15 protein-coding genes are annotated in these 22,307 nt (G+C 56.9%); 5 read left to right on the forward strand and 10 right to left on the reverse strand.

Going from position 1 to position 22,307, the window contains the following annotated elements; all coding sequences use genetic code 11:
• Positions 1 to 51: 51 nt before the first annotated feature.
• From ACMGGE_RS09475 to lrp, 9 genes are all read right to left on the reverse strand, one after another.
• Complete coding sequence (locus ACMGGE_RS09475) at positions 52 to 1,200, reverse strand: MFS transporter (protein ID WP_008499979.1); 1,149 nt, start codon at positions 1,198 to 1,200, stop codon at positions 52 to 54.
• Between the two features lie 276 nt (positions 1,201 to 1,476).
• Entirely contained in the window at positions 1,477 to 2,340 is an 864-nt protein-coding gene (locus ACMGGE_RS09480; protein ID WP_048027192.1) for a dimethyl sulfoxide reductase anchor subunit family protein, read from the reverse strand.
• Between the two features lies 1 nt (position 2,341).
• Entirely contained in the window at positions 2,342 to 2,959 is a 618-nt protein-coding gene (locus ACMGGE_RS09485) for a DMSO/selenate family reductase complex B subunit (protein ID WP_021240882.1), read from the reverse strand.
• A 10-nt stretch (positions 2,960 to 2,969) separates the two neighbouring features.
• The gene (dmsA, locus tag ACMGGE_RS09490) at positions 2,970 to 5,414 is read right to left on the reverse strand and encodes a dimethylsulfoxide reductase subunit A (RefSeq protein ID WP_420293692.1); all 2,445 of its coding nucleotides are present in this window, start codon (positions 5,412 to 5,414) and stop codon (positions 2,970 to 2,972) included.
• A gap of 210 nt (positions 5,415 to 5,624) precedes the next feature.
• A complete protein-coding gene (serS, locus tag ACMGGE_RS09495) occupies positions 5,625 to 6,917 on the reverse strand; it encodes a serine--tRNA ligase (protein ID WP_008499983.1) in 1,293 nt (430 codons plus the stop codon).
• Between the two features lie 92 nt (positions 6,918 to 7,009).
• On the reverse strand, positions 7,010 to 8,353 hold the full coding sequence (gene rarA / locus ACMGGE_RS09500) for a replication-associated recombination protein RarA (protein WP_008499984.1): 1,344 nt from the start codon (positions 8,351 to 8,353) through the stop codon (positions 7,010 to 7,012).
• Positions 8,354 to 8,362: 9 nt separating this feature from the next.
• Positions 8,363 to 8,977, reverse strand: coding sequence for an outer membrane lipoprotein chaperone LolA (gene lolA / locus ACMGGE_RS09505; RefSeq protein ID WP_024907806.1), 615 nt, complete (start codon positions 8,975 to 8,977; stop codon positions 8,363 to 8,365).
• A 128-nt stretch (positions 8,978 to 9,105) separates the two neighbouring features.
• Positions 9,106 to 12,792, reverse strand: coding sequence for a DNA translocase FtsK 4TM domain-containing protein (locus tag ACMGGE_RS09510; protein ID WP_420293693.1), 3,687 nt, complete (start codon positions 12,790 to 12,792; stop codon positions 9,106 to 9,108).
• A 135-nt stretch (positions 12,793 to 12,927) separates the two neighbouring features.
• The gene (gene lrp / locus ACMGGE_RS09515; RefSeq protein WP_000228469.1) at positions 12,928 to 13,422 is read right to left on the reverse strand and encodes a leucine-responsive transcriptional regulator Lrp; all 495 of its coding nucleotides are present in this window, start codon (positions 13,420 to 13,422) and stop codon (positions 12,928 to 12,930) included.
• A gap of 544 nt (positions 13,423 to 13,966) precedes the next feature.
• On the opposite strand from lrp, the gene trxB reads away from it, so the two are divergent.
• From trxB to infA, 5 genes are all read left to right on the forward strand, one after another.
• Entirely contained in the window at positions 13,967 to 14,935 is a 969-nt protein-coding gene (trxB, locus tag ACMGGE_RS09520) for a thioredoxin-disulfide reductase (protein WP_420293694.1), read from the forward strand.
• A 114-nt stretch (positions 14,936 to 15,049) separates the two neighbouring features.
• A complete protein-coding gene (gene cydD, locus ACMGGE_RS09525; protein ID WP_048027181.1) occupies positions 15,050 to 16,816 on the forward strand; it encodes a heme ABC transporter permease/ATP-binding protein CydD in 1,767 nt (588 codons plus the stop codon).
• On the forward strand, positions 16,816 to 18,537 hold the full coding sequence (gene cydC / locus ACMGGE_RS09530; RefSeq protein WP_420293695.1) for a heme ABC transporter ATP-binding protein/permease CydC: 1,722 nt from the start codon (positions 16,816 to 16,818) through the stop codon (positions 18,535 to 18,537). The genes cydD and cydC overlap by 1 nt, the downstream gene beginning before the upstream one ends.
• Before the next feature lie 45 nt (positions 18,538 to 18,582).
• Positions 18,583 to 19,287, forward strand: coding sequence for a leucyl/phenylalanyl-tRNA--protein transferase (gene aat, locus ACMGGE_RS09535; protein WP_045908398.1), 705 nt, complete (start codon positions 18,583 to 18,585; stop codon positions 19,285 to 19,287).
• 284 nt (positions 19,288 to 19,571) lie between these two features.
• The gene (infA, locus tag ACMGGE_RS09540; RefSeq protein ID WP_002211347.1) at positions 19,572 to 19,790 is read left to right on the forward strand and encodes a translation initiation factor IF-1; all 219 of its coding nucleotides are present in this window, start codon (positions 19,572 to 19,574) and stop codon (positions 19,788 to 19,790) included.
• A 210-nt stretch (positions 19,791 to 20,000) separates the two neighbouring features.
• On the opposite strand, the gene clpA is transcribed toward infA, so the two are convergent.
• Positions 20,001 to 22,280 (reverse strand): ATP-dependent Clp protease ATP-binding subunit ClpA, encoded by a 2,280-nt coding sequence (gene clpA / locus ACMGGE_RS09545; protein ID WP_014831269.1) that lies wholly within the window; start codon positions 22,278 to 22,280, stop codon positions 20,001 to 20,003.
• Between the last annotated feature and the right edge of the window lie 27 nt (positions 22,281 to 22,307).

A 22,307-nucleotide genomic window follows, 5' to 3' on the forward strand; every position in this document is an offset into this window, starting at 1 on the left:
CTGAGTTGTGATGGGGACAAAAAAGCCTGTCATCGACAGGCTTTTAATTCATCAGGCATGTGCCACAGGCGTTGGATGTTCGCCCGCTTTACGCAGCAGCATTAACAGATAAATAAACGACACGCTGGCGATCATGATAAACAGTAAATTATCGGAGTAATTCTGCATCAGCATCGCGGTAAACGTCGGCCCTAACAGGCTGCCGATGGTATAGCTCAGTAACAGCGCCTGGTTCATTGCCACCAGTTGGTGATGCTCAACTTTCTCACAGGCCCAGGCCATCGCGACGGGATAGAGCGTAAAGCCAGCAGCCCCGAGAATGAACAGCGCAGGCGCCATCGCGGCGTTGCTGAGCATAGCAAGACAGCCCATGATCACCACGAAGACCTGAACGCGCAGCACCAGCAGACGTCCAAAGCGGTCCGCCAGACGGCCAATTGGCCATTGTCCCACAATACCCGCACTCACCATCACCGCCATCCAGAAGCCAATTCCGGAGTCGCTGACGCCCTGATGGTTAAGATAGAGTGGCATCAGGCCATAGAGCGAGCCGAGGACAATCCCCGAGATAATGCAGCCGTTAACGCCCAGACGCGCCTGACGCAGTCTCAGCATTGGCCAGACGTGGGTTGCTTCCTGGTGTTCGCTGTTCTGGTTCACAATGCGCGTAAAGAGCAGCGGCAGGATCGCGGCCAGCACCATGCCCGTTACCCACGGCAGAACGCTCATCAGGTCAGTTGGCAGCTTGCTCACCATCAGTTGTCCCAGCACGGTGCCGACATAGTAAACCATCATGTAGGCAGCCAGCAGGCGACCGCGGTTGCGGGAGGTGCCGCTGCACATCAGCGCACTTTCAACGACCACCCAAATCATCGCGCAGCCGACACCGGCGATAAAGCGCCATGCCATCCAGCTCCAGAAGCCGACCATCAGGCCCAACCCCGCACACCCGGCAGCGAAAATCAGCGAAGCCAGATAATAGCTGCGGTTAAAGCCAAAGCGCTTGATCAGGCTCCCGGTCACCAGCGTACCCAGCAGGTTCCCGGTAAAAAAGGATGAGCTGACCATACCCACCTGCCAGGTCGGTAAGTTTTCATGGGCGAGCCACAGCGGGACGAGCGTATTTAACACTGCGATCGCCAGGGTCAACAGAAGCAGGCCACAGAGCAACAGCAGCACTGGCCGGGTATAGGTGGTCATGGATTAAAAAGCCGTGAGGAAGTTCAGATTTCGTGCGCATCATGCCACTGGCAAAAACAAAGTCAATCCACTGATTTAGCCGCCTCGCACAATATGTTCCCTGTCGATTTAAAAAACTTATCCTGCTAATGCCACGCCTGCTATAGATATTAATTATGTCCCTGTTTTCATTTATTAATGAGCAAAATTAAAACAACACGACAGTCGAAAAATTTCATGATCGAAAAAAGAAAAAGCCGGGCACTCAGGCCCGGCTTGATATAACCAAATACAACATTAACTGGCGATAGCCATACCTACAGTCATATGCAACCCGTAGAACACGCCGCGACCAATCAGTTCACCCGCCAGTACCAGCACAAAAGCCAGTGACAACAGCGGCAGCGCAGGCTGATAGCCTTTGAGCTGAGGAGCAATCCAGAATACCAGCGCAGCGACCAGCAGGACGATACGCCAGGCCATCAGCGCACCGTAGTCCGGCACCAGGGCAGAGGCCTGCTGGATAGAGCTGTGAATGGTTGCCAGTTCAGAACCCTGCATCAGAGCGACCATCGCACTCACTACCAGCGCCAGAAGCGAAACAGCGGGCAGCAAACGCATAGCCCATCCGTCGACACCCGCCACGCGCAGCAGCAGGTAGCCCAGCAGCGGCCCGCCGATAAACATCGTCAGGAAGAAGCTCATTGGCGTCCAGACGCTGTACCAGGTGGGGACGGTATCAATGGTGTTATAGACACGCACCATCATCCACACGAACACCACGCCCAGCACCATGGTCAGGATCAGCCACAGGCTGCGCAGACCCGCAGGCAACTTCTTCATAGCGGCCAGCAGCCAGCCTAGCCCACCGACGGCAAAGAAAATTGCGCCACTGGCAATCTCGTTACTCAGTGATGAGGCCCCCACGCGGTTCAGGGAGTTAAACGCGCGCATCGGCGAGCCCAGGTGCAGCGTTGAGGCGATAAAGCCAATCCCCATCAGCACCCACAGGCCAAACATGCTCAACACTAAACGCTGCTGCTGTTCAGCATTGAGCTGACCTTTCAACAACGCCAGCGCGAGCACAATGAAGCCGCCCGCCACGCACTGACCAAAGACCGTGAAGATCATCAGCGGCCATTCATGCCATCCACTTCCCATCTCACACCTCCTTCGGGTTTGCCAGGTAGCCGGTGGTGTCACCTGTAGGACGGCTGTTGGCGTTAGGTTTAATCACAATACTCGGCTTCGTGAAGTGCGCAGACGGCAGCGGTGCTACGGCGGCGAGCTGACCGTGTTTCTGACGCAGCTCTTCAATCGGGCCGAAGTCCAGCGCGCGCAGCGGACAGGACTCGACGCAAATCGGCTTTTTGCCATCCGCTACGCGGGTGTGGCAACCATCGCATTTGGTCATATGGCCCTTGGCAGCGTTGTACTGTGGCGCGCCATACGGACAGGCCATATGGCAGTAGCGACAGCCAATGCAGACATCTTCATCCACCACCACAAAACCGTCTTCTCGCTTGTGCATCGCCCCGCTCGGACAAACCTTCGTGCAGGCAGGATCTTCACAGTGGTTACAGGCAATCGACAGGTAATACGCAAAGACGTTCTGATGCCAGACGCCGTTATCTTCCTGCCAGTCGCCCCCGGCGTATTCATAGATGCGACGGAAGCTCACGTCCGGCGTCAGGTCTTTGTAATCTTTGCAGGCCAGCTCGCAGGTTTTGCACCCGGTACAACGGCTGGAATCAATAAAAAATCCATACTGAGTTGTCATCGGTTACTCCTTAAACCTTTTCAACCTGGACAAGGTTTGTGTGGGATGGGTTACCCTTCGCCAGCGGCGACGGACGCTGTGTGGTCAGTACGTTAATACTGCCTGCCTGGTCGATGCGGTTGGCATCCGGGCTGTACCAGGCCCCTTCCCCTAACGCCACCACGCCGGGCATCATGCGTGGGGTGACTTTGGCTTCAATATGCACCTCGCCGCGACCGTTGAAGATACGCACGCGATCGCCATTGCTGATGCCGCGCGCTTTCGCATCCATCGGGTTAATCCACATTTCCTGGCGGCAGGCGGCCTTCAGCACGTCGACGTTACCGTAAGTAGAGTGAACACGCGCTTTGTAGTGGAAGCCGGTCAGCTGTAGCGGGAATTTCGCCGTCAGCGGATCGTTATAGTTTTCAAAGCCCGGCGTGAAGATCGGCAGCGGATCGATAACGTCCCCTTCCGGCAGTTCCCAGGTTGACGCAATGTTTGCCAGCGCTTCGGAGTAGATTTCGATTTTGCCCGACGGCGTGGTCAGCGGGTTCGCCTGCGGATCTTCACGGAACGCTTTGTACGCCACGTGGTGCCCTTCCGGATCGCGCTGTTTGTACATCCCCTGCTTGCGGAAGGTATCAAAGTCCGGCAGGTCAGGAATCGCCTTACGGGAGAGTTCATGCAGATGGCGCATCCACCCTTCCTGAGTACGTCCCTCGGTAAACTGCTGCTCAACGCCAAGACGTTTCGCCAGCTCAGAGGTCATCTCATAAATGGTTTTGCACTCAAAGCGCGGTTTAATCGCCTGGTCGGTAAAGATCACGTAGGACATGTTGCCGCAGGAGGCGTCCAGCGCGAAATCCATCTGCTCAGAGGCGGTGCAGTCCGGCAGCAGGATATCGGCATATTTTGCCGAGGAGGTCATGTGGCAGTCGATCACCACAATCATCTCGCACTTCTTGTCGTCCTGCAGGATTTCATGGGTGCGGTTGATTTCAGAGTGCTGGTTGATGAGACAGTTACCGGCATAGTTCCAGATCATCTTGATCGGCACGTCCAGCTTGTCCTTGCCGCGCACGCCGTCGCGCAGAGCGGTCATTTCCGGGCCGCGCTCAATCGCATCGGTCCACATAAACATGGAGATGCTGGTCTGAACCGGGTTATCCAGCGTCGGCATACGTTCGAAGGGCACTTCATATGAACCTTCACGCGCGCCGGTGTTACCGCCGTGAATGCCGACGTTGCCGGTCAGAATGGAGAGCATGGAGATGGCACGGGTCGCGATTTCGCCGTTCGCATGACGCTGCGGACCCCAGCCCTGGCTGATATAGGCCGGTTTGGCTGAGCCAATCTCACGCGCCAGCTGAACGATACGCTCTGCCGGGATGCCGGTGATGGTGGAGGCCCACTCCGGCGTTTTCGCCACGCCGTCGCTGCCCTGTCCGAGAATATACGCCTTGTAGTGACCGTTTGCCGGCGCGCTGGCGGGCAGCGTTTTCTCGTCATAGCCGACGCAGTATTTATCCAGGAAAGGCTGATCAACAAGGTTTTCGGTGATCATCACCCACGCGAGCGCGGAGACCAGCGCGGCATCGGTACCCGGACGGATTGGGATCCACTCGTCTTCACGTCCGGCACCGGTGTCGGTATAGCGCGGATCGATGATGATCATGCGGGCATTGGATTTGGCGCGTGCCTGTTCGAGGTAGTAGGTCACCCCGCCACCGCTCATGCGGGTTTCACCCGGGTTGTTACCGAACAGCACGACCAGCTTACTGTTTTCGATATCGGACGGGCTGTTGCCGTCAGCCCAGCCGCCGTAGGTGTAGTTCAGTCCTGCCGCGATCTGCGCAGAGGAGTAGTCGCCATAGTGATTGAGATAACCGCCGCAGCAGTTCATCAGGCGCGCCACCAGCGTTTTTCCCGGTGGCCAGGAGCGGGTCAGCGTGCCGCCAAGCGTCCCGGTACCGTAGTTCAGGTAGATAGATTCGTTACCGTACTCTTTAATCAAACGCTGCATGTTGGTGGCGATGATATCGTAGGCTTCGTCCCAGCTAATCCGCTCGAATTTCCCTTCCCCACGCTTACCGACGCGCTTCATCGGGTATTTCAGGCGGTCCGGATTATAGACGCGACGACGCATGGAACGACCACGCAGGCAGGCACGGACCTGATGTAACCCTTCGTAGTTATCGTCACCAGTATTGTCGGTTTCGACATATTTAATTTCACCGTCCACCACATGCATACGCAGCGGACAACGGCTACCGCAGTTGACGGTACAGGCACTCCACACCACTTTTTCCGGCGAAGTGGCCGGAGACAGAGCCTCTGCCGCCGACGCCAGTCGGGTAAAGGGGAGCGAGAAGGCACTGCTGGCTACGGCCAGGCCGCCTATGGCCGTGGTTTTCATCAACCCACGGCGAGTGACCTCGGCAGCCATTAATGCTTCAGGCGCGTTGATTTTCATAGAGACTCACTTTGGTTGCTCACAAAGAAAAGAGAGGCGGCGCAAACCGCTATGTAGTTTTATATATAACGAATTTTTTCGTTATCAGCGTTTTATGCTGACTTTCATTCGGAGGAGTATTACTACTTTAGAGGGAGGGGTTATTGCGTCGTATCAAATCAAAGGCATAAAAAAAGCGCCCCGAGGCGCTTTTTTGTTTTAAGGCAAATATTAACCGATGTACTGCTGGCCTTTCATGTATGGACGCAGCACTTCAGGGATCTCGATACGACCGTCTGCCTGCTGGTAGTTTTCCAGCACGGCAACCAGGGTACGGCCCACAGCCAGACCAGAACCGTTCAGGGTATGCACCAGACGGGTTTTCTTGTCAGATTTGCTGCGGCAACGTGCCTGCATGCGGCGCGCCTGGAAATCCCAGACGTTAGAGCAGGAGGAGATTTCACGGTAGGTGTTCTGCGCAGGCACCCATACTTCCAGATCGAAGGTTTTGCAGGCGCCAAAGCCCATATCACCGGTGCACAGCGCCATACGACGGTATGGCAGCCCCAGCAGCTCTAGCACTTTCTCCGCGTGGCCGGTCATCTCTTCCAGCGCGTCCATGGACTCTTCAGGACGAACGATCTGCACCATCTCAACCTTGTCGAACTGGTGCATACGGATCAGACCGCGCGTGTCGCGACCGTAAGAACCGGCTTCAGAACGGAAGCACGGAGAGTGCGCCGTCAGTTTGATCGGCAGATCGTCTTCGTCGATGATCTCATCACGCACGAGGTTAGTCAGCGGCACTTCCGCGGTTGGGATCAGCGCGTAGTTGCTGCTGTCTGCTTCTTCGTCCAGCGGACGGGTATGGAACAGATCGCCGGCAAATTTCGGCAGCTGGCCCGTACCGTACAGCGTATCGTGGTTGACCAGATACGGCACATAGGTTTCGCTGTAGCCATGCTGCTCGGTGTGCAGATCCAGCATGAACTGCGCCAGCGCACGGTGCAGATGGGCAATCTGGCCTTTCATCACCACGAAGCGAGAACCGGTCAGCTTAACCGCTGCCGCAAAATCCAGGCCCGCGTGCATTTCGCCCAGCGTCACGTGATCGCGCACCTCGAAGTCAAACTCACGAGGCGTACCCCAGCGTTTCACTTCAACGTTGTCGTTTTCATCTTTGCCGACAGGCACGCTGTCGTCAGGAATATTCGGGATAGCCAGGGCAATATCACGAATTTCGGCCTGAAGAACATCCAGCTCCGCTTTCGCCTGATCCAGTTCTTCACCCAGCTTGTTCACTTCCAGGCGTAATGGCTCAATATCTTCCCCGCGCGCTTTCGCCTGGCCGATGGATTTCGATCGAGAGTTACGCTCTGCCTGCAGATTTTCAGTTTGTACCTGCAGAACTTTACGACGCTCTTCAAGAGCGCGCAGCTTATCTACATCCAGCTTAAAGCCCCGGCGTGCCAGTTTTTCAGCGACTGCGTCTGGCTCATTACGCAGCAGATTGGGATCGAGCATGCTTATCCTGTGCTTATCGAATTAAAATAGGAAATGTGACCACAGCCTGCGGTCACAAGGATACAATTGCCAACATTACCGCAACGACTGAACTAACGGTAGCGTTTTATAGGGCTATTTTGATCCTGTCCGGCGAGCCAGGTGAGCTTTTCACCAATCTTGCCTTCAAGACCTCTGTTTGTGGGGTGATAATAGCGCGTTTGTGCCATCTCCTGCGGGAAATATTCCTCCCCGGCAGCGTAGGCATTGGGTTCATCATGAGCGTAGCGGTATTCCTGCCCATACCCCATCTCTTTCATCAGTTTGGTCGGCGCATTACGCAGATGAACCGGTACATCGTAGTCCGGACGCTCACGCGCATCAGACATCGCTGCCTTGAAGGCGGTATAAACCGCATTGCTTTTCGGCGCACAGGCCAGATAGACAATCGCCTGCGCAATGGCACGCTCGCCCTCCGCAGGTCCAACCCGGGTGAAACAGTCCCAGGCCGACAGCGCGACCTGCATGGCGCGAGGATCGGCATTGCCGACGTCTTCTGAGGCAATTGCCAGACAGCGGCGCGCGACGTATAACGGATCGCCGCCCGCAGTGATAATACGCGCGTACCAGTACAGCGCTGCATCCGGCGCGCTGCCGCGCACGGACTTATGCAGGGCCGAAATGAGATCGTAAAAACGGTCACCTTTATTATCGAACCGCGCGCTGCGTTCCCCGGCAATTTCGGTGAGCAGTTCCGGCTTCAGCACCCGCTTGCCGGCATCGTCGACTTCGGCCATATCGGCCATCATCTCCAGCGTGTTCAGCGCCCGACGCGCATCGCCGTTAACCAGTTCCGCAATCGCACGACGCGTCTCGTCAGGCAGAACGATATCCTGCCCCCCGTAGCCGCGCGATTTGTCGTCCATCGCCTGAGTAAGAACCTTTTCGATATCCTCGGTCGTCAGCGATTTGAGCAGGTAAACGCGCGCGCGGGAAAGCAGCGCCGAGTTCAGCTCAAACGACGGGTTTTCGGTGGTCGCCCCAATGAAGAAGATCGTGCCGTCTTCAATGTGCGGCAGGAAAGCATCCTGCTGGCTCTTGTTGAAGCGGTGGACTTCGTCCACAAAGAGAATGGTGCGCCGCCCGGCATTGCGGTTCTGCCGCGCACGCTCGATCGCTTCGCGGATCTCCTTCACGCCGGACGTCACCGCCGAGATACGTTCGACGTCTGCGTTGGCATAGCGGGCAATCACTTCGGCGAGGGTCGTTTTACCGGTGCCGGGTGGCCCCCAGAGGATCATGGAGTGCAAATGCCCCGCCTCAATGGCGCGCGGCAAGGGCTTACCGGCAGCCAGCAGGTGCTGCTGGCCGATGTACTGCGCTAAATTTTCTGGCCGCATACGTGCGGCCAGAGGTTGAAACGCGTTATCTGAAAAATCGAGCGACAGATTGCCCACTCACGCCTCTTACTTATTGCGTTGGTCGTCCACCGTTACGCCCTTCGGCGGGGTAAAGGTGAATTTCGATGCATCAACGGCGCCGTTCTGCTGAGACTTGAGCTGATAGCTGCTACGCTGATCGTCCTGCTCAACCGCGCCGAACTGATTAATGGTACCGTTGGTGCTGACATTGATGGTGAACTGCTTCAGGTTGCCGTTGCTGCCTTTCGGCGTCAGGACAAATTCGTCACCTGTCTGTTTAATATTGTACTGCTGCCAGTCGCTGGCCTGGTTACGGGCAATCAGCATAAACGGCGTATTGCTGGTCGCATCCTTCAGCCAGGTCGCCGTGGCCTGCTCAACGAACGGGTTGAAGAACCATAAGGTTTTACCGTCAGAGACCAGAATGCTCTCATCCGGCTGGGTCATGTGCCAGTTGAACAGATTGGGGCGTTTTACCCACAAATCTCCCTGACCTTCCTGCACCGCGTTGCCGCTGCCGTCCGTCACTTTTTGGGTGAAGCTGGCGTGGAAGCTGCTTACTTTATCCAGTCGGCTTTTAAGGTCGCTGGCTGCATCAGCCCAGACGCTGCTGGCGACAAAACTGGTGAGTAATGCACAGGCGATGGCGATTTTTTTCATTGTTATTCCTTAAAATACGTCTTCCCGATAGGGGGTTTCCGTCTTCTATTCTGGACCTGCCCGAAGGCAGGCGACAGAAGAAAATGCTTAATTTTGGCTGATTTACCCTTCTTTGCAATTGCGGAAGGTTAATCAAACGGTTGCGGTGCCAGCACCTCGCGGTTACCGTTATGCCCCTGCTCGCTCACAATGCCCTGCGCTTCCATCTGCTCGATGATGCGCGCAGCGCGGTTATAGCCGATGCGGAACTGACGCTGTACGCCGGAGATAGACGCTTTACGTTTTTCGGTAACGAAGTTAACCGCCTGATCGAATAACGGATCCAGCTCTTCACCGCCGTCAAAGCCACCGCCGCCACCTTCACTTTCCGTGTCGCTGGTGATGCCATCGACGTATTGCGGACGACCGCGCGCTTTCCAGTCCTGCACAACCGCGTGCACTTCCTGGTCGCGCACGAACGCGCCGTGAACACGCACCGGAGAGGTAGAGTTCGGACCGGAATAGAGCATGTCACCCATACCCAGCAGCGACTCTGCACCGCCCTGGTCAAGAATAGTACGCGAGTCAATTTTGCTCGATACGGTAAAGGCGATACGCGTCGGAATGTTCGCTTTAATCAGACCGGTGATAACGTCCACGGAAGGACGCTGGGTCGCCAGCACAAGGTGAATACCGGCCGCACGCGCTTTCTGCGCCAGGCGGGCAATCAGCTCTTCCACTTTCTTACCGACGGTCATCATCAGGTCAGCGAATTCATCGACCAGCACCACGATATAAGGCAGTTTTTCCAGCACCGGATGCTGGGCATCCATGCTGTCACCCGGCTTCCAGTATGGATCCGGAATCGGACGTCCCATGCGCGCCGCTTCGGCGATTTTCTCGTTATAACCGGCCAGGTTACGTACGCCCAACGCAGACATCAGCTTGTAGCGACGCTCCATCTCATTCACGCTCCAGCGCAGAGCGTTGGCGGCGTCTTTCATGTCGGTGACCACTTCGGTCAGCAGATGAGGAATACCTTCATAGACCGACAGTTCGAGCATTTTCGGGTCAATCATGATGAAACGCACATCTTCCGGCTGCGCTTTATAGAGCATGCTGAGGATCATGGCGTTCACACCGACGGACTTACCGGAACCAGTAGTACCCGCGACCAGCAGGTGAGGCATTTTTGCGAGGTCTGCCACCACCGGATCGCCAGCGATATCTTTACCCAGCACCACGGTCAGCGGGGAGGGGTTATCGCGGAACTTGGTGTTATCCAGCACTTCACGCAGGTAGACGGTCTGACGTTTTTTGTTCGGCAGCTCAAGACCAACGTAAGGTTTACCCGGTATCACTTCCACCACGCGCACCGCCACGGTCGACAGCGAACGCGCCAGGTCGCGGGAGAGGTTGGAAATACGCGCGGCTTTTACGCCCGGCGCCAGGTTCAGTTCAAAACGGGTGATCACAGGACCCGGTGAGTAGTTCACCACATCCGCCTTGATACGGAAGTCAGCCAGACGGGCCTCCACCAGACGCGCCATCTGCTCCAGCGCGAAGGTATCAACCGGTTCGACTTCTGACGGCGGCGGCGTTAACAGATCCAGAGACGGCAGCGGCGTGCTTGGACGCTGCAGCGGACGGCTGTCACCGTTACGCATCAGCAGCGGGTGAATCAGACTCTCCTGAGGCTGAGGCGCAGGCTGCTGGAACTGCGGCGGCTGTGGTGGCTGCTGCGGTTGTGTATACGGCTGCTGAACTGGCTGTTGCGGCTGCGCGTAGGCCTGTGGTGCCGGTGGCTGGCGCACAGGCTCAGCTTCCGGCATCACGCTCGGGGTAAATAAAGGCTCGCTTGGGCCATCATCCACCAGATCTTTCATCGGCGAGAATTCAAAGTCCGACAGCGAGAACGGATTTGCACCAGCCGGTTGTTCACCGGAATAGCGCTGCTGCTGGGTGGCGGCAAACTGACGCGCCAGTTCCGCTTCCGCGGCGTCATCGTCGTCTTCCAGCGCCGGTTCATCGTGCTGATACTCTTCACCGTAGCGCTGATTCTGCTGCGCAGCGAACTGGCGGGCCAGCTCGTCCTGCTGCATTTCATCAGCATCATCGTCGTACTCAGACTCGCGCGCTTTTTCTTCAGCCATACGCTGGGAAGGCAGCTTGATGCCATAAGAAGCAAGCTCACGACGGGTTGGCACGCGGACGCGGTTAGGACGAGGCAGCTGCGGACCAATCCCCTCTTTCACCTGAGGACGAGGTGCACCCCCGGTTGCCAGGCTAAAGACGGGTGCAGCCACGGCCGCCGCTGCGGTAGCCTGCTTCACGCTTTCCGCTACGGGTGCAACAGCAGGCGTCGGGTCGACAGGTGGAACAGAAACAGAAGGCGCTTTCGTAACCGGCTCCTGCACCGGTTCAGGCACAGGCTGATACCAGGCGGCCAGCTGTTCGCGTTCACGCGCGCGGCGCTCCTCGACTTCTTCAAAATAGTACAGCGGTGGACGGGCAGGCTTCACCTCTTCCACGATTTCAGGCTCAGGTTCAGGCTGCGGTGCAACGTAAGGCTGCACAGGTTCAACCTGTTCAGGCACGTACTCCTGATACGGTTGAGCCACTGGCTGCTGATATTGCTGCGGTTCATACTCAGGCTGCGGCGGCTGATAAGGCTGCTGCCACTGTTCCTGCTGCACGGGGATGTAGCTTTCAGGTTCAGGCGCAATGACGGGCTCTGGCGTGTGAACACCCGGCGCAGTCTGCCACTCAACCTGAGGCTGCTGAATAACGGATTCCGGTGGCGGGACCGGCGCGGATGGCATCACGGCGTCGACAGGCGCGGCATACGCCTGGGCTGCAGTCGTCGCGGCGGCCGCGGCTGCTACCGGTTCGGTGACCGAGTGGCCGTTTAACAGCGGGTCGTATTCGTCAAAGTCCCCGGGCGTGGCCCGGCTGCCGGAGAAGAGCACATCGTCAGGATCGACGGCGACACCCGCAGCGCGATAAGCCACCTGCTCGTCTTCATCCATGCGTTTACCGGAGAAGAGCGCCGCATCGGTTTTACGGCCCAGCGGGTTGGCAAATTTCTCAGCCACACGCTGGCGACGCGCCAGCGCGCCGCGCAAAATTCGGGCACGACGAGACTCGCGACGCTGCACAGGCGCGTCATCTTCCTCTTCATCTTCGTATTCGTCTTCATCCACCCACGTATCGTCACGGCGGGTACGATTGCTGGCAAAAGTCAGAATGGTGAGGATAAAGCTGCCAATTTTCTCGGCAATGCTCACCCAGGACCAGCCGGTAAACAGCGTCAGCCCGGCGGCCCAGATGCACAGCAGCGCCAGCGTGCCGCCGCTGCTGTGCAGCATCGGCTGCAGCGCAGAACTTAATAAGCTGCCGATCACCCCGCCAGAGGCGAAGTACCAGATATCATCGGCGTTAATCGCCGCCAGCCCGCAGGAGGTGAGGATCAGCGCCAGCGCGCCAATCAGGCGCAGCGAGACGGCGAAATAGTCGATGTAATCATCGTTCTGACGATGACGCCACGCAAACCAGCATCCGCCAATGATAATGACGGGAAGGGTATAGGCCATCACACCGAAAATGAAGAACAGCGTGTCCGCAAGCCAGGCACCGGGGACACCGCCTAAATTATGGATAGGCTCATGCCATGCAGTTTGTGACCAGCTGGGATCCGAGGGGTTGAAACTGAGTAAGGCTGCCATCAGCCAGACGGCAAAAAGGGCAATAACAATCAGCAAAGCCTCGAGGAGACGACGTCCGCTGCTTAGCTTCGATAGTGTGACTTCTTTGTCTTCAGTGTATTCCTGGCTCAAGAAAGGCTCTCCAGGTATCAGGCATATCCTGCCTGTTTGCTAAAACGGACAACAGCGCCGGGACTCCCCGGCACTGTTGCTGTATGGATTAACAGGAGTGTAATCAAACTACGCTGATTTTGCACCTGTTCCGTGTTAGCGCGTCTTAATAACCAGACGATTGCTCTGTTTGACCTCTTCCATCACCACGTACGTACGGGTGTCGTTCACGCCCGGCAGACGCAACAGGGTTTCCCCCAGCAGCTTACGGTAGGCGGACATATCAGGCACACGGGTTTTCAACAGGTAGTCGAAATCACCGGACACCAGATGACACTCTTGAATTTCTTCAAGTTTTTGTACAGCGGCGTTAAATTGCTCAAACACATCCGGCGCACCACGATTCAGAGTAATCTCAACAAATACCAGAAGTGAGGCATCCAGATAATGCGGGTTCAGCAGAGCCGTATAGCCCTGAATAAAACCCTGTCTTTCCAGTCGGCGCACACGCTCAAGGCACGGCGTCGGGGAAAGTCCCACACGTTTTGAAAGCTCGACGTTGGAAATACGCCCATCCTTTTGCAATTCATTAAGAATGTTACGATCGATACGGTCGAGATCTTTGCCAGGGCGCTTCTTGCTATCTACCATTATTATTGTCTCTCTGTATTCCTTCCCTACTCCTGCCTGGACCCTGTGCACATCACTGTTCAGAGCCTGTACCCGTTAGTCATCACATCGCCTGATTATGTAATAGACGCGATGCGGATTCGGGTTCTGTTGGTAAGAAGACCGTTGCCCGAAGGCAGTCACCGACATCACGTATGGCGTCTGTCCACGCCATGCGTAGATTTCACTGACCCGGTAAAAATGGCATTTACGTGCATGCCTATGCGGCATACGGTTAACGCGGTTTTTTTTCTTCCTTGAATGTTTTCGCAAAAGCGCAGGGGATTGTCAAAGCAAAACATCGTTTTTTAGTACAACATGCCGGATATTCATTGCGGCAGGGTATTAATCCTCATTTTATTGCCTTACAAACGACCGCTTTTCTGGAGAAAGCGTGATGTTATCGCGCGCGATTCATCGTCCATGGCTATTACACAGATTGATATCAAAATTGCTGCGCTCTTTTTTTACGGCAACAAATTCCCTACAATCCAGCCAAATGTCTGCCAACAACAATGGGGATCTCATGGGCACGGCCAAACACAGTAAGCTGCTAATCCTTGGTTCTGGACCTGCGGGATATACCGCGGCGGTCTATGCTGCACGCGCTAACCTGCACCCGGTATTAATCACCGGCATGGAAAAAGGCGGTCAGCTGACCACCACCACCGAAGTGGAAAACTGGCCAGGCGACCCGAACGACCTGACCGGGCCGCTGCTGATGGAGCGTATGCACGAGCATGCCGCTAAATTCGAAACCGAAATTCTGTTCGATCACATCAATAAGGTCGACCTGCAGAACCGTCCATTCCGCCTGACGGGTGACAGCGGTGAATACACCTGTGACGCGCTGATCATTGCAACCGGTGCCTCTGCCCGTTACCTCGGCCTGCCATCCGAAGAAGCGTTTAAAGGCCGCGGGGTTTCTGCCTGCGCCACCTGCGACGGTTTCTTCTATCGCAATCAGAAGGTCGCGGTCATCGGCGGCGGCAACACCGCTGTGGAAGAAGCGCTGTATCTGGCGAACATTGCCTCTGAAGTGCACCTGATCCACCGCCGCGAGACCTTCCGCGCGGAGAAGATCCTGATCAAACGTCTGATGGACAAAGTGGCAAGCGGTAACATCGTGCTGCACACCAACCGTACGCTGGAAGAGGTGACGGGCGACCAGATGGGCGTTGCCGGTCTGCGTATTCGTGATACTCAGAACACCGATAATGTCGAAACGCTGGAAGTGGCGGGTCTGTTTGTGGCCATCGGTCACAGCCCGAACACCGCAATCTTCGACGGTCAGCTTGAGCTGGAAAACGGCTACATCAAAGTGCAGTCCGGCATTCACGGTAATGCGACTCAAACCAGCATCCCGGGCGTATTCGCGGCTGGCGACGTGATGGACCATATTTATCGTCAGGCGATCACCTCTGCGGGCACCGGCTGTATGGCCGCGCTGGACGCTGAACGCTACCTCGATGGACTGTCTGAACAAGGTAAATAATCTTTACAAGTCAGTAACAAACGTAAATAAAGGCGGCGATAAGTCGCCTTTATTGTCTCCCCGTTGTAACATTGCGCTGCCCAACTTCTAATAACGTCACCTGCAAAGTACGCAATGGAAAAAACCCGTCAACAAGAGTTAACACGCTGGCTGAAACAGCAAAGCGTTCTTTCCCGCCGCTGGCTTACGATTTCCCGTCTTTTGGGTTTCGTCAGCGGTCTGTTGATTGTTGCCCAGGCATGGCTGCTGGCCCGCATTCTTAATCACATGATCATGGAGAACATTCCACGCGAAGCGCTCCTGCTGCCCTTTATTGTCCTGATCCTGATTTTTATCCTGCGCGCCTGGGTGGTGTGGCTGCGTGAGCGTGTCGGTTTTCACGCCGGACAGCACATCCGCTACGAGATCCGCCGTCAGGTGCTCGACAGGCTTCAGGAAGCCGGGCCCGCGTGGATCCAGGGTAAACCGGCCGGTAGCTGGGCGACGCTGATCCTTGAGCAGATTGACGATATGCATGACTACTACGCGCGCTATCTGCCGCAGATGGCCCTTGCCGTCTTCGTTCCGCTGCTGATCGTGATCGCCATCTTCCCGGTGAACTGGATGGCGGCGCTGATTCTGATGGGCACCGCCCCGCTGATCCCGCTGTTTATGGCGCTGGTCGGGATGGGGGCTGCGGATGCTAACCGCCGTAACTTCCTCGCACTGGGTCGCTTAAGCGGTCATTTCCTCGATCGTCTGCGTGGTATGGAGACATTGCGCATTTTTGGCCGCGGTGAAGCGGAAACCGAAAATATTCGCCTGGCGTCACAGGACTTCCGTCAGCGCACCATGGAAGTACTACGCCTCGCCTTCCTGTCTTCAGGCGTTCTGGAATTCTTCACCTCGCTGTCGATTGCCCTTGTGGCGGTCTACTTCGGCTTCTCCTACCTCGGTGCGCTGGATTTCGGCCATTACGGCACGGCGGTGACCCTTTCCGCCGGTTTCCTGGCGCTGATCCTGGCGCCGGAATTTTTCCAGCCGCTTCGCGATCTGGGAACTTTCTATCACGCCAAAGCTCAGGCGGTTGGCGCCGCCGATAGCCTTAAAACGTTCCTGGAAACGCCGCTGGCCCACCCGGAGCGCGGTGACGTGACGCTGAATGCGAAAGATCCGGTGACCATTGAAGCGCAGGACTTTTCCATTCTGTCGCCCGAAGGCAAAGTGCTCGCCGGTCCGCTGAACTTTACCTTACCTGCCGGACAACGCGTGGTCCTTGTCGGCATCAGCGGTTCCGGGAAAAGTTCTCTGCTGAACGCGTTGTCCGGTTTTATGGCCTACACCGGTTCACTGCGGATCAACAAAACCGAACTGCGCAATCTCGACCCTGACGCATGGCGTAAACAGCTCAGCTGGGTAGGCCAAAACCCACAGCTTCCCGCCGCTACGCTGCGCGAAAATGTGCTTCTGGCGCGCCCGGACGCGCGTGAAGATGAACTGCAATCGGTTCTCGACCGCGCCTGGGTTAGTGAGTTTCTGCCGCTGCTGCCGCAAGGGGTGGATACCGTTGTCGGCGACCAGTCCGCCGGGCTGTCGGTCGGGCAGGCGCAGCGTGTGGCCGTTGCCCGCGCGCTGCTCAACCCATGCCAGCTGATGCTGCTGGACGAGCCTGCAGCCAGCCTTGACGCACACAGCGAGCAGCGCGTCATGGAAGCGCTTAACGCCGCCTCCCTGCAGCAAACCACCCTGATGGTCACCCACCAGCTGGAAGGGATTGCCGACTGGGACCAGATCTGGGTCATGGAAAACGGCCGTATTGTTGAGCAAGGCGATTACGCCTCTCTCGTTGCCGCCCAGGGGCCATTTGCTACCCTGCTGGCGAACCGTCAGGAGGATATCTGATGCGCGCTCTGCTGCCTTACCTGGCGCTCTATAAGCGCCACAAATGGATGCTGACGCTGGGGATTGTGCTGGCTATTGTCACGCTGCTCGCCAGCATCGGCCTGCTCACGCTTTCCGGCTGGTTCCTGTCGGCCTCGGCTGTCGCGGGGTTCGCCGGATTATACAGCTTCAACTACATGCTTCCGGCTGCCGGGGTTCGAGGTACCGCCATCACCCGTACTGCCGGACGCTATTTCGAACGGCTGGTCAGCCACGACGCCACTTTCCGCGTACTGCAGCACCTGCGTATCTATACCTTTAGCAAACTGCTGCCCCTCTCCCCTGCCGGGCTGGCGCGTTTTCGTCAGGGAGAATTGCTTAACCGCGTGGTGGCGGATGTCGACACGCTGGATCACCTTTACCTGCGGGTGATTTCCCCGATCGTGGGCGCGTTTGTGGTGATTGTGGTGGTCACGCTGGGGCTGTCTGTTCTGGATGTCCCCGTTGCGCTGACGCTGGGTGGGATCATGCTGCTGACGCTTATCATTCTGCCGCCGCTGTTTTACCGCGCCGGGAAATCCACCGGGGAGAACCTGACGCGCCTGCGCGGGGACTACCGCCAGCAGCTGACTGCCTGGCTTCAGGGGCAGGCGGAGCTGACCATTTTTGGTGCCAGCAAGCGCTACCGCGCGCGGATGGAAAGCACGGAGCTGAACTGGCATGAGGCTCAGCGCCGCCAGTCGGAACTGACGGCCTTCTCTCAGGCGCTGATGATGCTGATCGGCGGCGTGGCGGTGATAGCCATGCTGTGGCTGGCCTCCGGCGATATCGGGGGAAATACACAGCCGGGTCCGCTTATTGCCCTTTTCGTCTTCTGTGCGCTGGCCGCGTTTGAAGCGCTGGCCCCGGTGACGGGCGCCTTCCAGCATCTGGGACAGGTCATCGCTTCTGCCCTGCGCATCACGCAGATTGCCGAGCAGAAACCTGAAGTCACGTTCAGTGCCGGGCAGACAGCTGTACCTGAGCAGGTTGCGCTGACGCTGGAAGATGTCACTTTCGCCTACGACAAACAGGCGCAGAACGCGCTGGACGGTATTACCCTTTCTGTTAATGCCGGTCAGCGGATTGCGATCCTCGGCCGTACCGGCTGCGGTAAATCGACGCTGCTGCAGCTGCTGACCCGCGCCTGGGATCCGCAGCGCGGCCAGATTCGTTTTAATAACACGTCGCTGACTGATTTCAGCGAGCAGGCTCTGCGCAAAACGGTCAGCGTCGTTCCGCAGCGCGTGCATCTGTTCAGCGCCACCCTGCGCGATAACCTGCTGCTGGCAGCCCCAGAGGCCACGGATGATGCGCTTCGCGCCATGCTGGAACAGGTCGGTCTGCATAAGCTGCTTGAGGACGAGGGATTGAACAGCTGGCTGGGCGAAGGCGGTCGTCAACTCTCCGGCGGTGAACTGCGCCGCCTGGCGATTGCGCGCGCGCTGCTGCACGATGCGCCGCTGATGCTGCTTGACGAGCCCACCGAAGGGCTGGATGCCACGACCGAGAGCCAAATCCTTGATTTGCTGGCCAATGTCATGACCGGTAAAACCGTCCTGATGGTCACGCACCGCCTGCGTGGACTGTCGAGTTTTGATCGGATAATTGTGATGGACAACGGACACATTATTGAGCAAGGTAGTCACGCAGAGCTGTTGGCGAAACAGGGTCGCTACTACCAGTTTAAACAGCGTCTGTAGACTATATTTGTAGCGTCCTCACTCGCGTACTGGAGTTTTGCTGTCATGCGCCTGGTCCAGCTTTCTCGTCATAATATCGCGTTCCCTTCTCCGGAAGGGGCGCTGCGTGAGCCCAATGGGCTGCTGGCCCTTGGCGGTGACCTCAGCCCTGCGCGGCTATTGATGGCGTACCAGCGCGGAATCTTCCCCTGGTTTTCTCCCGGCGACCCCATTTTATGGTGGTCTCCCGATCCGCGTGCCGTGCTGTGGCCAGAGCAGTTTCACCTGAGCCGCAGCATGAAGCGTTTCCATGCGAAATCCCCCTACCGCGTCACCCTGAACCACGCCTTTGGACAGGTCATTGAAGGCTGTGCCGAAGACCGCTTTGAGGGAACATGGATAACCCGCGATATTATTACCGCCTACCACCAGCTTCATGAGCTTGGCTACGCTCACTCCATCGAGGTATGGGACGGTGGAGCACTCGTCGGCGGCATGTATGGCGTGGCGCAGGGGACGCTGTTTTGCGGCGAGTCGATGTTCTCCCGCGCGGTGAATGCCTCGAAAACGGCGCTGCTGGTCTTCAGCCAGGCATTTGCCCAGCGCGGTGGACGCCTGATCGATTGTCAGGTGCTTAACGAGCATACGGCTTCCCTCGGCGCCGTTGAGATCCCGAGACGCCAGTACATCGAGCATCTGGATGCCAGTCGTCAGGAGAAGCTCCCTCGCGACTTCTGGATACCGAGAACGCTCTTTATGCCCAATGCCTAAATGTTTTCCGCATATTTTTTGTGAGGGTGTTATAATTATGCCGCAGAGTAGCTTCTGCCTGTTGCCCCGCCGCCGTTTGGGACCCTCGCTTCAGATAACGTCCTGACGTTTATCCTGTTGTCTCCCCTTTACGAATGCGCTTCCTGTTCGGTTGTACCGTGACGCTTGGGCAATGCGCCGAAACTGTTTTGCTGCGTTTTAATCGCGCAATTCTTTACTTAATTGATGAATTTCGGCATTATCTTGCCGGTTCAAAACTTGGTAGTGATACCCCAGAGGATTAGATGGCCAAAGAAGACAATATTGAAATGCAGGGTACCGTACTTGATACGTTGCCTAATACCATGTTTCGCGTAGAGCTGGAAAACGGTCACGTGGTAACTGCGCACATCTCCGGTAAAATGCGCAAAAACTACATCCGCATTTTGACGGGCGACAAAGTGACTGTTGAACTGACCCCGTACGACCTGAGCAAAGGCCGCATTGTCTTCCGTAGTCGCTAATTGTTTTCGCCTGTAATGGCAGATGAATATTTAAAAGGTCGGGTTAATCCCGGCCTTTTTTATTTCTGGCTTTAATGTGGCTCTGCGGAAAGATGTATTTTAGGGCGGACTGTTGCCCTTACCCCAACCCTCTCCCACAGGGAGAGGAAGAAAAGCAGGCATAAAAAAACCGGGCATTCGCCCGGTTTTTAACATTAACGTTCAACTCACTCAGTGAGCCGCTTCCGGCTTGTGCTTCGCTGCACTCTGGAAATCGTACGTCAGTTCGTTCTTCGCCTGGTCCAGCGCCACGGTCACCTGGCCGCCGTCCACCAGCGAGCCAAACAGCAGCTCGTTCGCCAGCGGTTTCTTCAGGTTGTCCTGAATCACACGCGCCATCGGACGGGCGCCCATCGCACGGTCGTAGCCTTTCTCGGCCAGCCAGTTGCGGGCCTCCTGGCTCACTTCCAGCGACACGCCTTTCTGATCCAGCTGAACCTGCAACTCGACGATGAACTTGTCCACGACCTGGTGGATCACCTCGGTAGACAGGTGATCGAACCAGATGATGTTGTCCAGACGGTTACGGAACTCCGGCGTGAAGATCTTCTTGATCTCCTCCATCGCATCGGTGCTGTTATCCTGGTGGATCAGGCCGATAGATTTACGCTCGGTTTCACGTACCCCGGCGTTGGTGGTCATCACCAGCACCACGTTACGGAAGTCCGCCTTGCGCCCGTTGTTGTCGGTCAGCGTCCCGTTGTCCATCACCTGAAGCAGGATGTTGAACACGTCCGGGTGCGCTTTCTCGATTTCATCGAGCAGCAGTACCGCGTGCGGATGCTTGATCACCGCGTCGGTGAGCAGGCCCCCCTGGTCAAAGCCCACATAGCCCGGAGGCGCACCAATCAAACGGCTGACGGTGTGACGCTCCATATACTCGGACATATCAAAGCGCAGCAGCTCAATGCCCAGCGCTTTGGAGAGCTGAACCGTCACCTCGGTTTTCCCCACGCCGGTCGGGCCGGCAAACAGGAAGGAACCGACAGGCTTGTGCTCATGCCCCAGCCCGGCACGGGCCATCTTAATGGCTTCGGTTAAGGCCTCAATGGCTTTATCCTGACCAAAGACCAGCATTTTCAGGCGATTGCCGAGAGTGCGCAGCGTGTCGCGGTCGCTCTGAGAGACGCTTTTCTCAGGGATACGCGCGATGCGGGCCACCACGGACTCAATATCCGCCACGTTAACGGTTTTCTTACGCTTGCTGGCCGGCATCAGGCGCGCACGCGCCCCTGCCTCATCAATCACGTCAATCGCCTTATCCGGCAGATGACGGTCATTGATGTATTTCACCGCCAGCTCCACCGCCGCACGCACCGCTTTCGCGGTATAACGCACGTCGTGGTGCGCTTCGTACTTCGGCTTCAGGCCGTTGATGATCTGCACCGTTTCCTCGACGGACGGTTCGGTCACGTCGATTTTCTGGAAGCGGCGCGCCAGCGCACGGTCTTTCTCAAAGATGTTGCTGAACTCCTGGTAGGTAGTGGAGCCAATCACGCGGATCTTGCCGCTGGAGAGCAGCGGTTTGATCAGGTTAGCCGCATCCACCTGGCCGCCGGAAGCCGCACCTGCGCCGATGATGGTGTGGATCTCATCGATAAACAGGATGCTGTTGGTGTCCTGCTCCAGCTGTTTTAACAGCGCCTTGAAGCGTTTTTCAAAATCACCGCGGTATTTCGTGCCCGCCAGCAGCGAGCCGATATCCAGCGAGTAGATGGTGCAGTCGGCAATCACTTCCGGCACGTCGCCCTGCACAATGCGCCAGGCAAGCCCTTCGGCAATTGCGGTTTTACCCACGCCAGATTCCCCTACCAGCAGCGGGTTGTTCTTGCGGCGACGGCACAGCACCTGGATCGCGCGCTCCAGCTCTTTATCGCGACCAATCAGCGGGTCGATACCGCCAACGCGAGCAAGCTGATTAAGGTTGGTGGTGAAGTTTTCCATACGATCCTCCCCGCCTGCTTGCTCTTCATTGTTATTGACCTGATTGCTGGAATCCGATGCCTGGTTAGGCTCGTCTTTGCGCGTTCCGTGAGAGATAAAGTTAACCACATCGAGGCGGCTGACTTCGTGTTTGCGCAGCAGATAGGCAGCCTGTGACTCCTGCTCGCTGAAGATGGCGACTAAGACGTTTGCGCCAGTCACTTCGCTACGTCCGGAAGACTGGACGTGGAATACCGCGCGCTGCAGCACACGCTGGAAGCTGAGCGTCGGCTGCGTGTCGCGCTCCTCTTCACTGGCTGGCAGCACCGGTGTGGTTTGTTCGATGAAGGCTTCGAGTTCCTGACGTAGCGCCACCAGATCCACGGAGCAGGCTTCCAGCGCTTCGCGGGCAGATGGGTTGCTAAGCAGTGCGAGCAGTAAATGCTCGACGGTCATAAACTCATGTCGGTGCTCACGCGCTCTGGCGAAAGCCATGTTTAAACTGAGTTCCAGTTCTTGATTGAGCATAGGCACCTCCCCCAATTTTATGCCTTA

Source organism: Enterobacter sp. BNK-22 (genome assembly GCF_048684805.1).
Lineage (GTDB): Bacteria > Pseudomonadota > Gammaproteobacteria > Enterobacterales > Enterobacteriaceae > Enterobacter > Enterobacter quasiroggenkampii.

Coding starts and splice junctions, on each gene's coding strand:
- ACMGGE_RS09475 (WP_008499979.1), bottom strand. CDS start 1,200: ATGACCACCTATACCCGGCCAGTGCTGCTGTTGCTCTGTGGCCTGCTT.
- ACMGGE_RS09480 (WP_048027192.1), bottom strand. CDS start 2,340: ATGGGAAGTGGATGGCATGAATGGCCGCTGATGATCTTCACGGTCTTT.
- ACMGGE_RS09485 (WP_021240882.1), bottom strand. CDS start 2,959: ATGACAACTCAGTATGGATTTTTTATTGATTCCAGCCGTTGTACCGGG.
- dmsA (WP_420293692.1), bottom strand. CDS start 5,414: ATGAAAATCAACGCGCCTGAAGCATTAATGGCTGCCGAGGTCACTCGC.
- serS (WP_008499983.1), bottom strand. CDS start 6,917: ATGCTCGATCCCAATCTGCTGCGTAATGAGCCAGACGCAGTCGCTGAA.
- lolA (WP_024907806.1), bottom strand. CDS start 8,977: ATGAAAAAAATCGCCATCGCCTGTGCATTACTCACCAGTTTTGTCGCC.
- lrp (WP_000228469.1), bottom strand. CDS start 13,422: ATGGTAGATAGCAAGAAGCGCCCTGGCAAAGATCTCGACCGTATCGAT.
- trxB (WP_420293694.1), top strand. CDS start 13,967: ATGGGCACGGCCAAACACAGTAAGCTGCTAATCCTTGGTTCTGGACCT.
- cydD (WP_048027181.1), top strand. CDS start 15,050: ATGGAAAAAACCCGTCAACAAGAGTTAACACGCTGGCTGAAACAGCAA.
- cydC (WP_420293695.1), top strand. CDS start 16,816: ATGCGCGCTCTGCTGCCTTACCTGGCGCTCTATAAGCGCCACAAATGG.
- aat (WP_045908398.1), top strand. CDS start 18,583: ATGCGCCTGGTCCAGCTTTCTCGTCATAATATCGCGTTCCCTTCTCCG.
- infA (WP_002211347.1), top strand. CDS start 19,572: ATGGCCAAAGAAGACAATATTGAAATGCAGGGTACCGTACTTGATACG.
- clpA (WP_014831269.1), bottom strand. CDS start 22,280: ATGCTCAATCAAGAACTGGAACTCAGTTTAAACATGGCTTTCGCCAGA.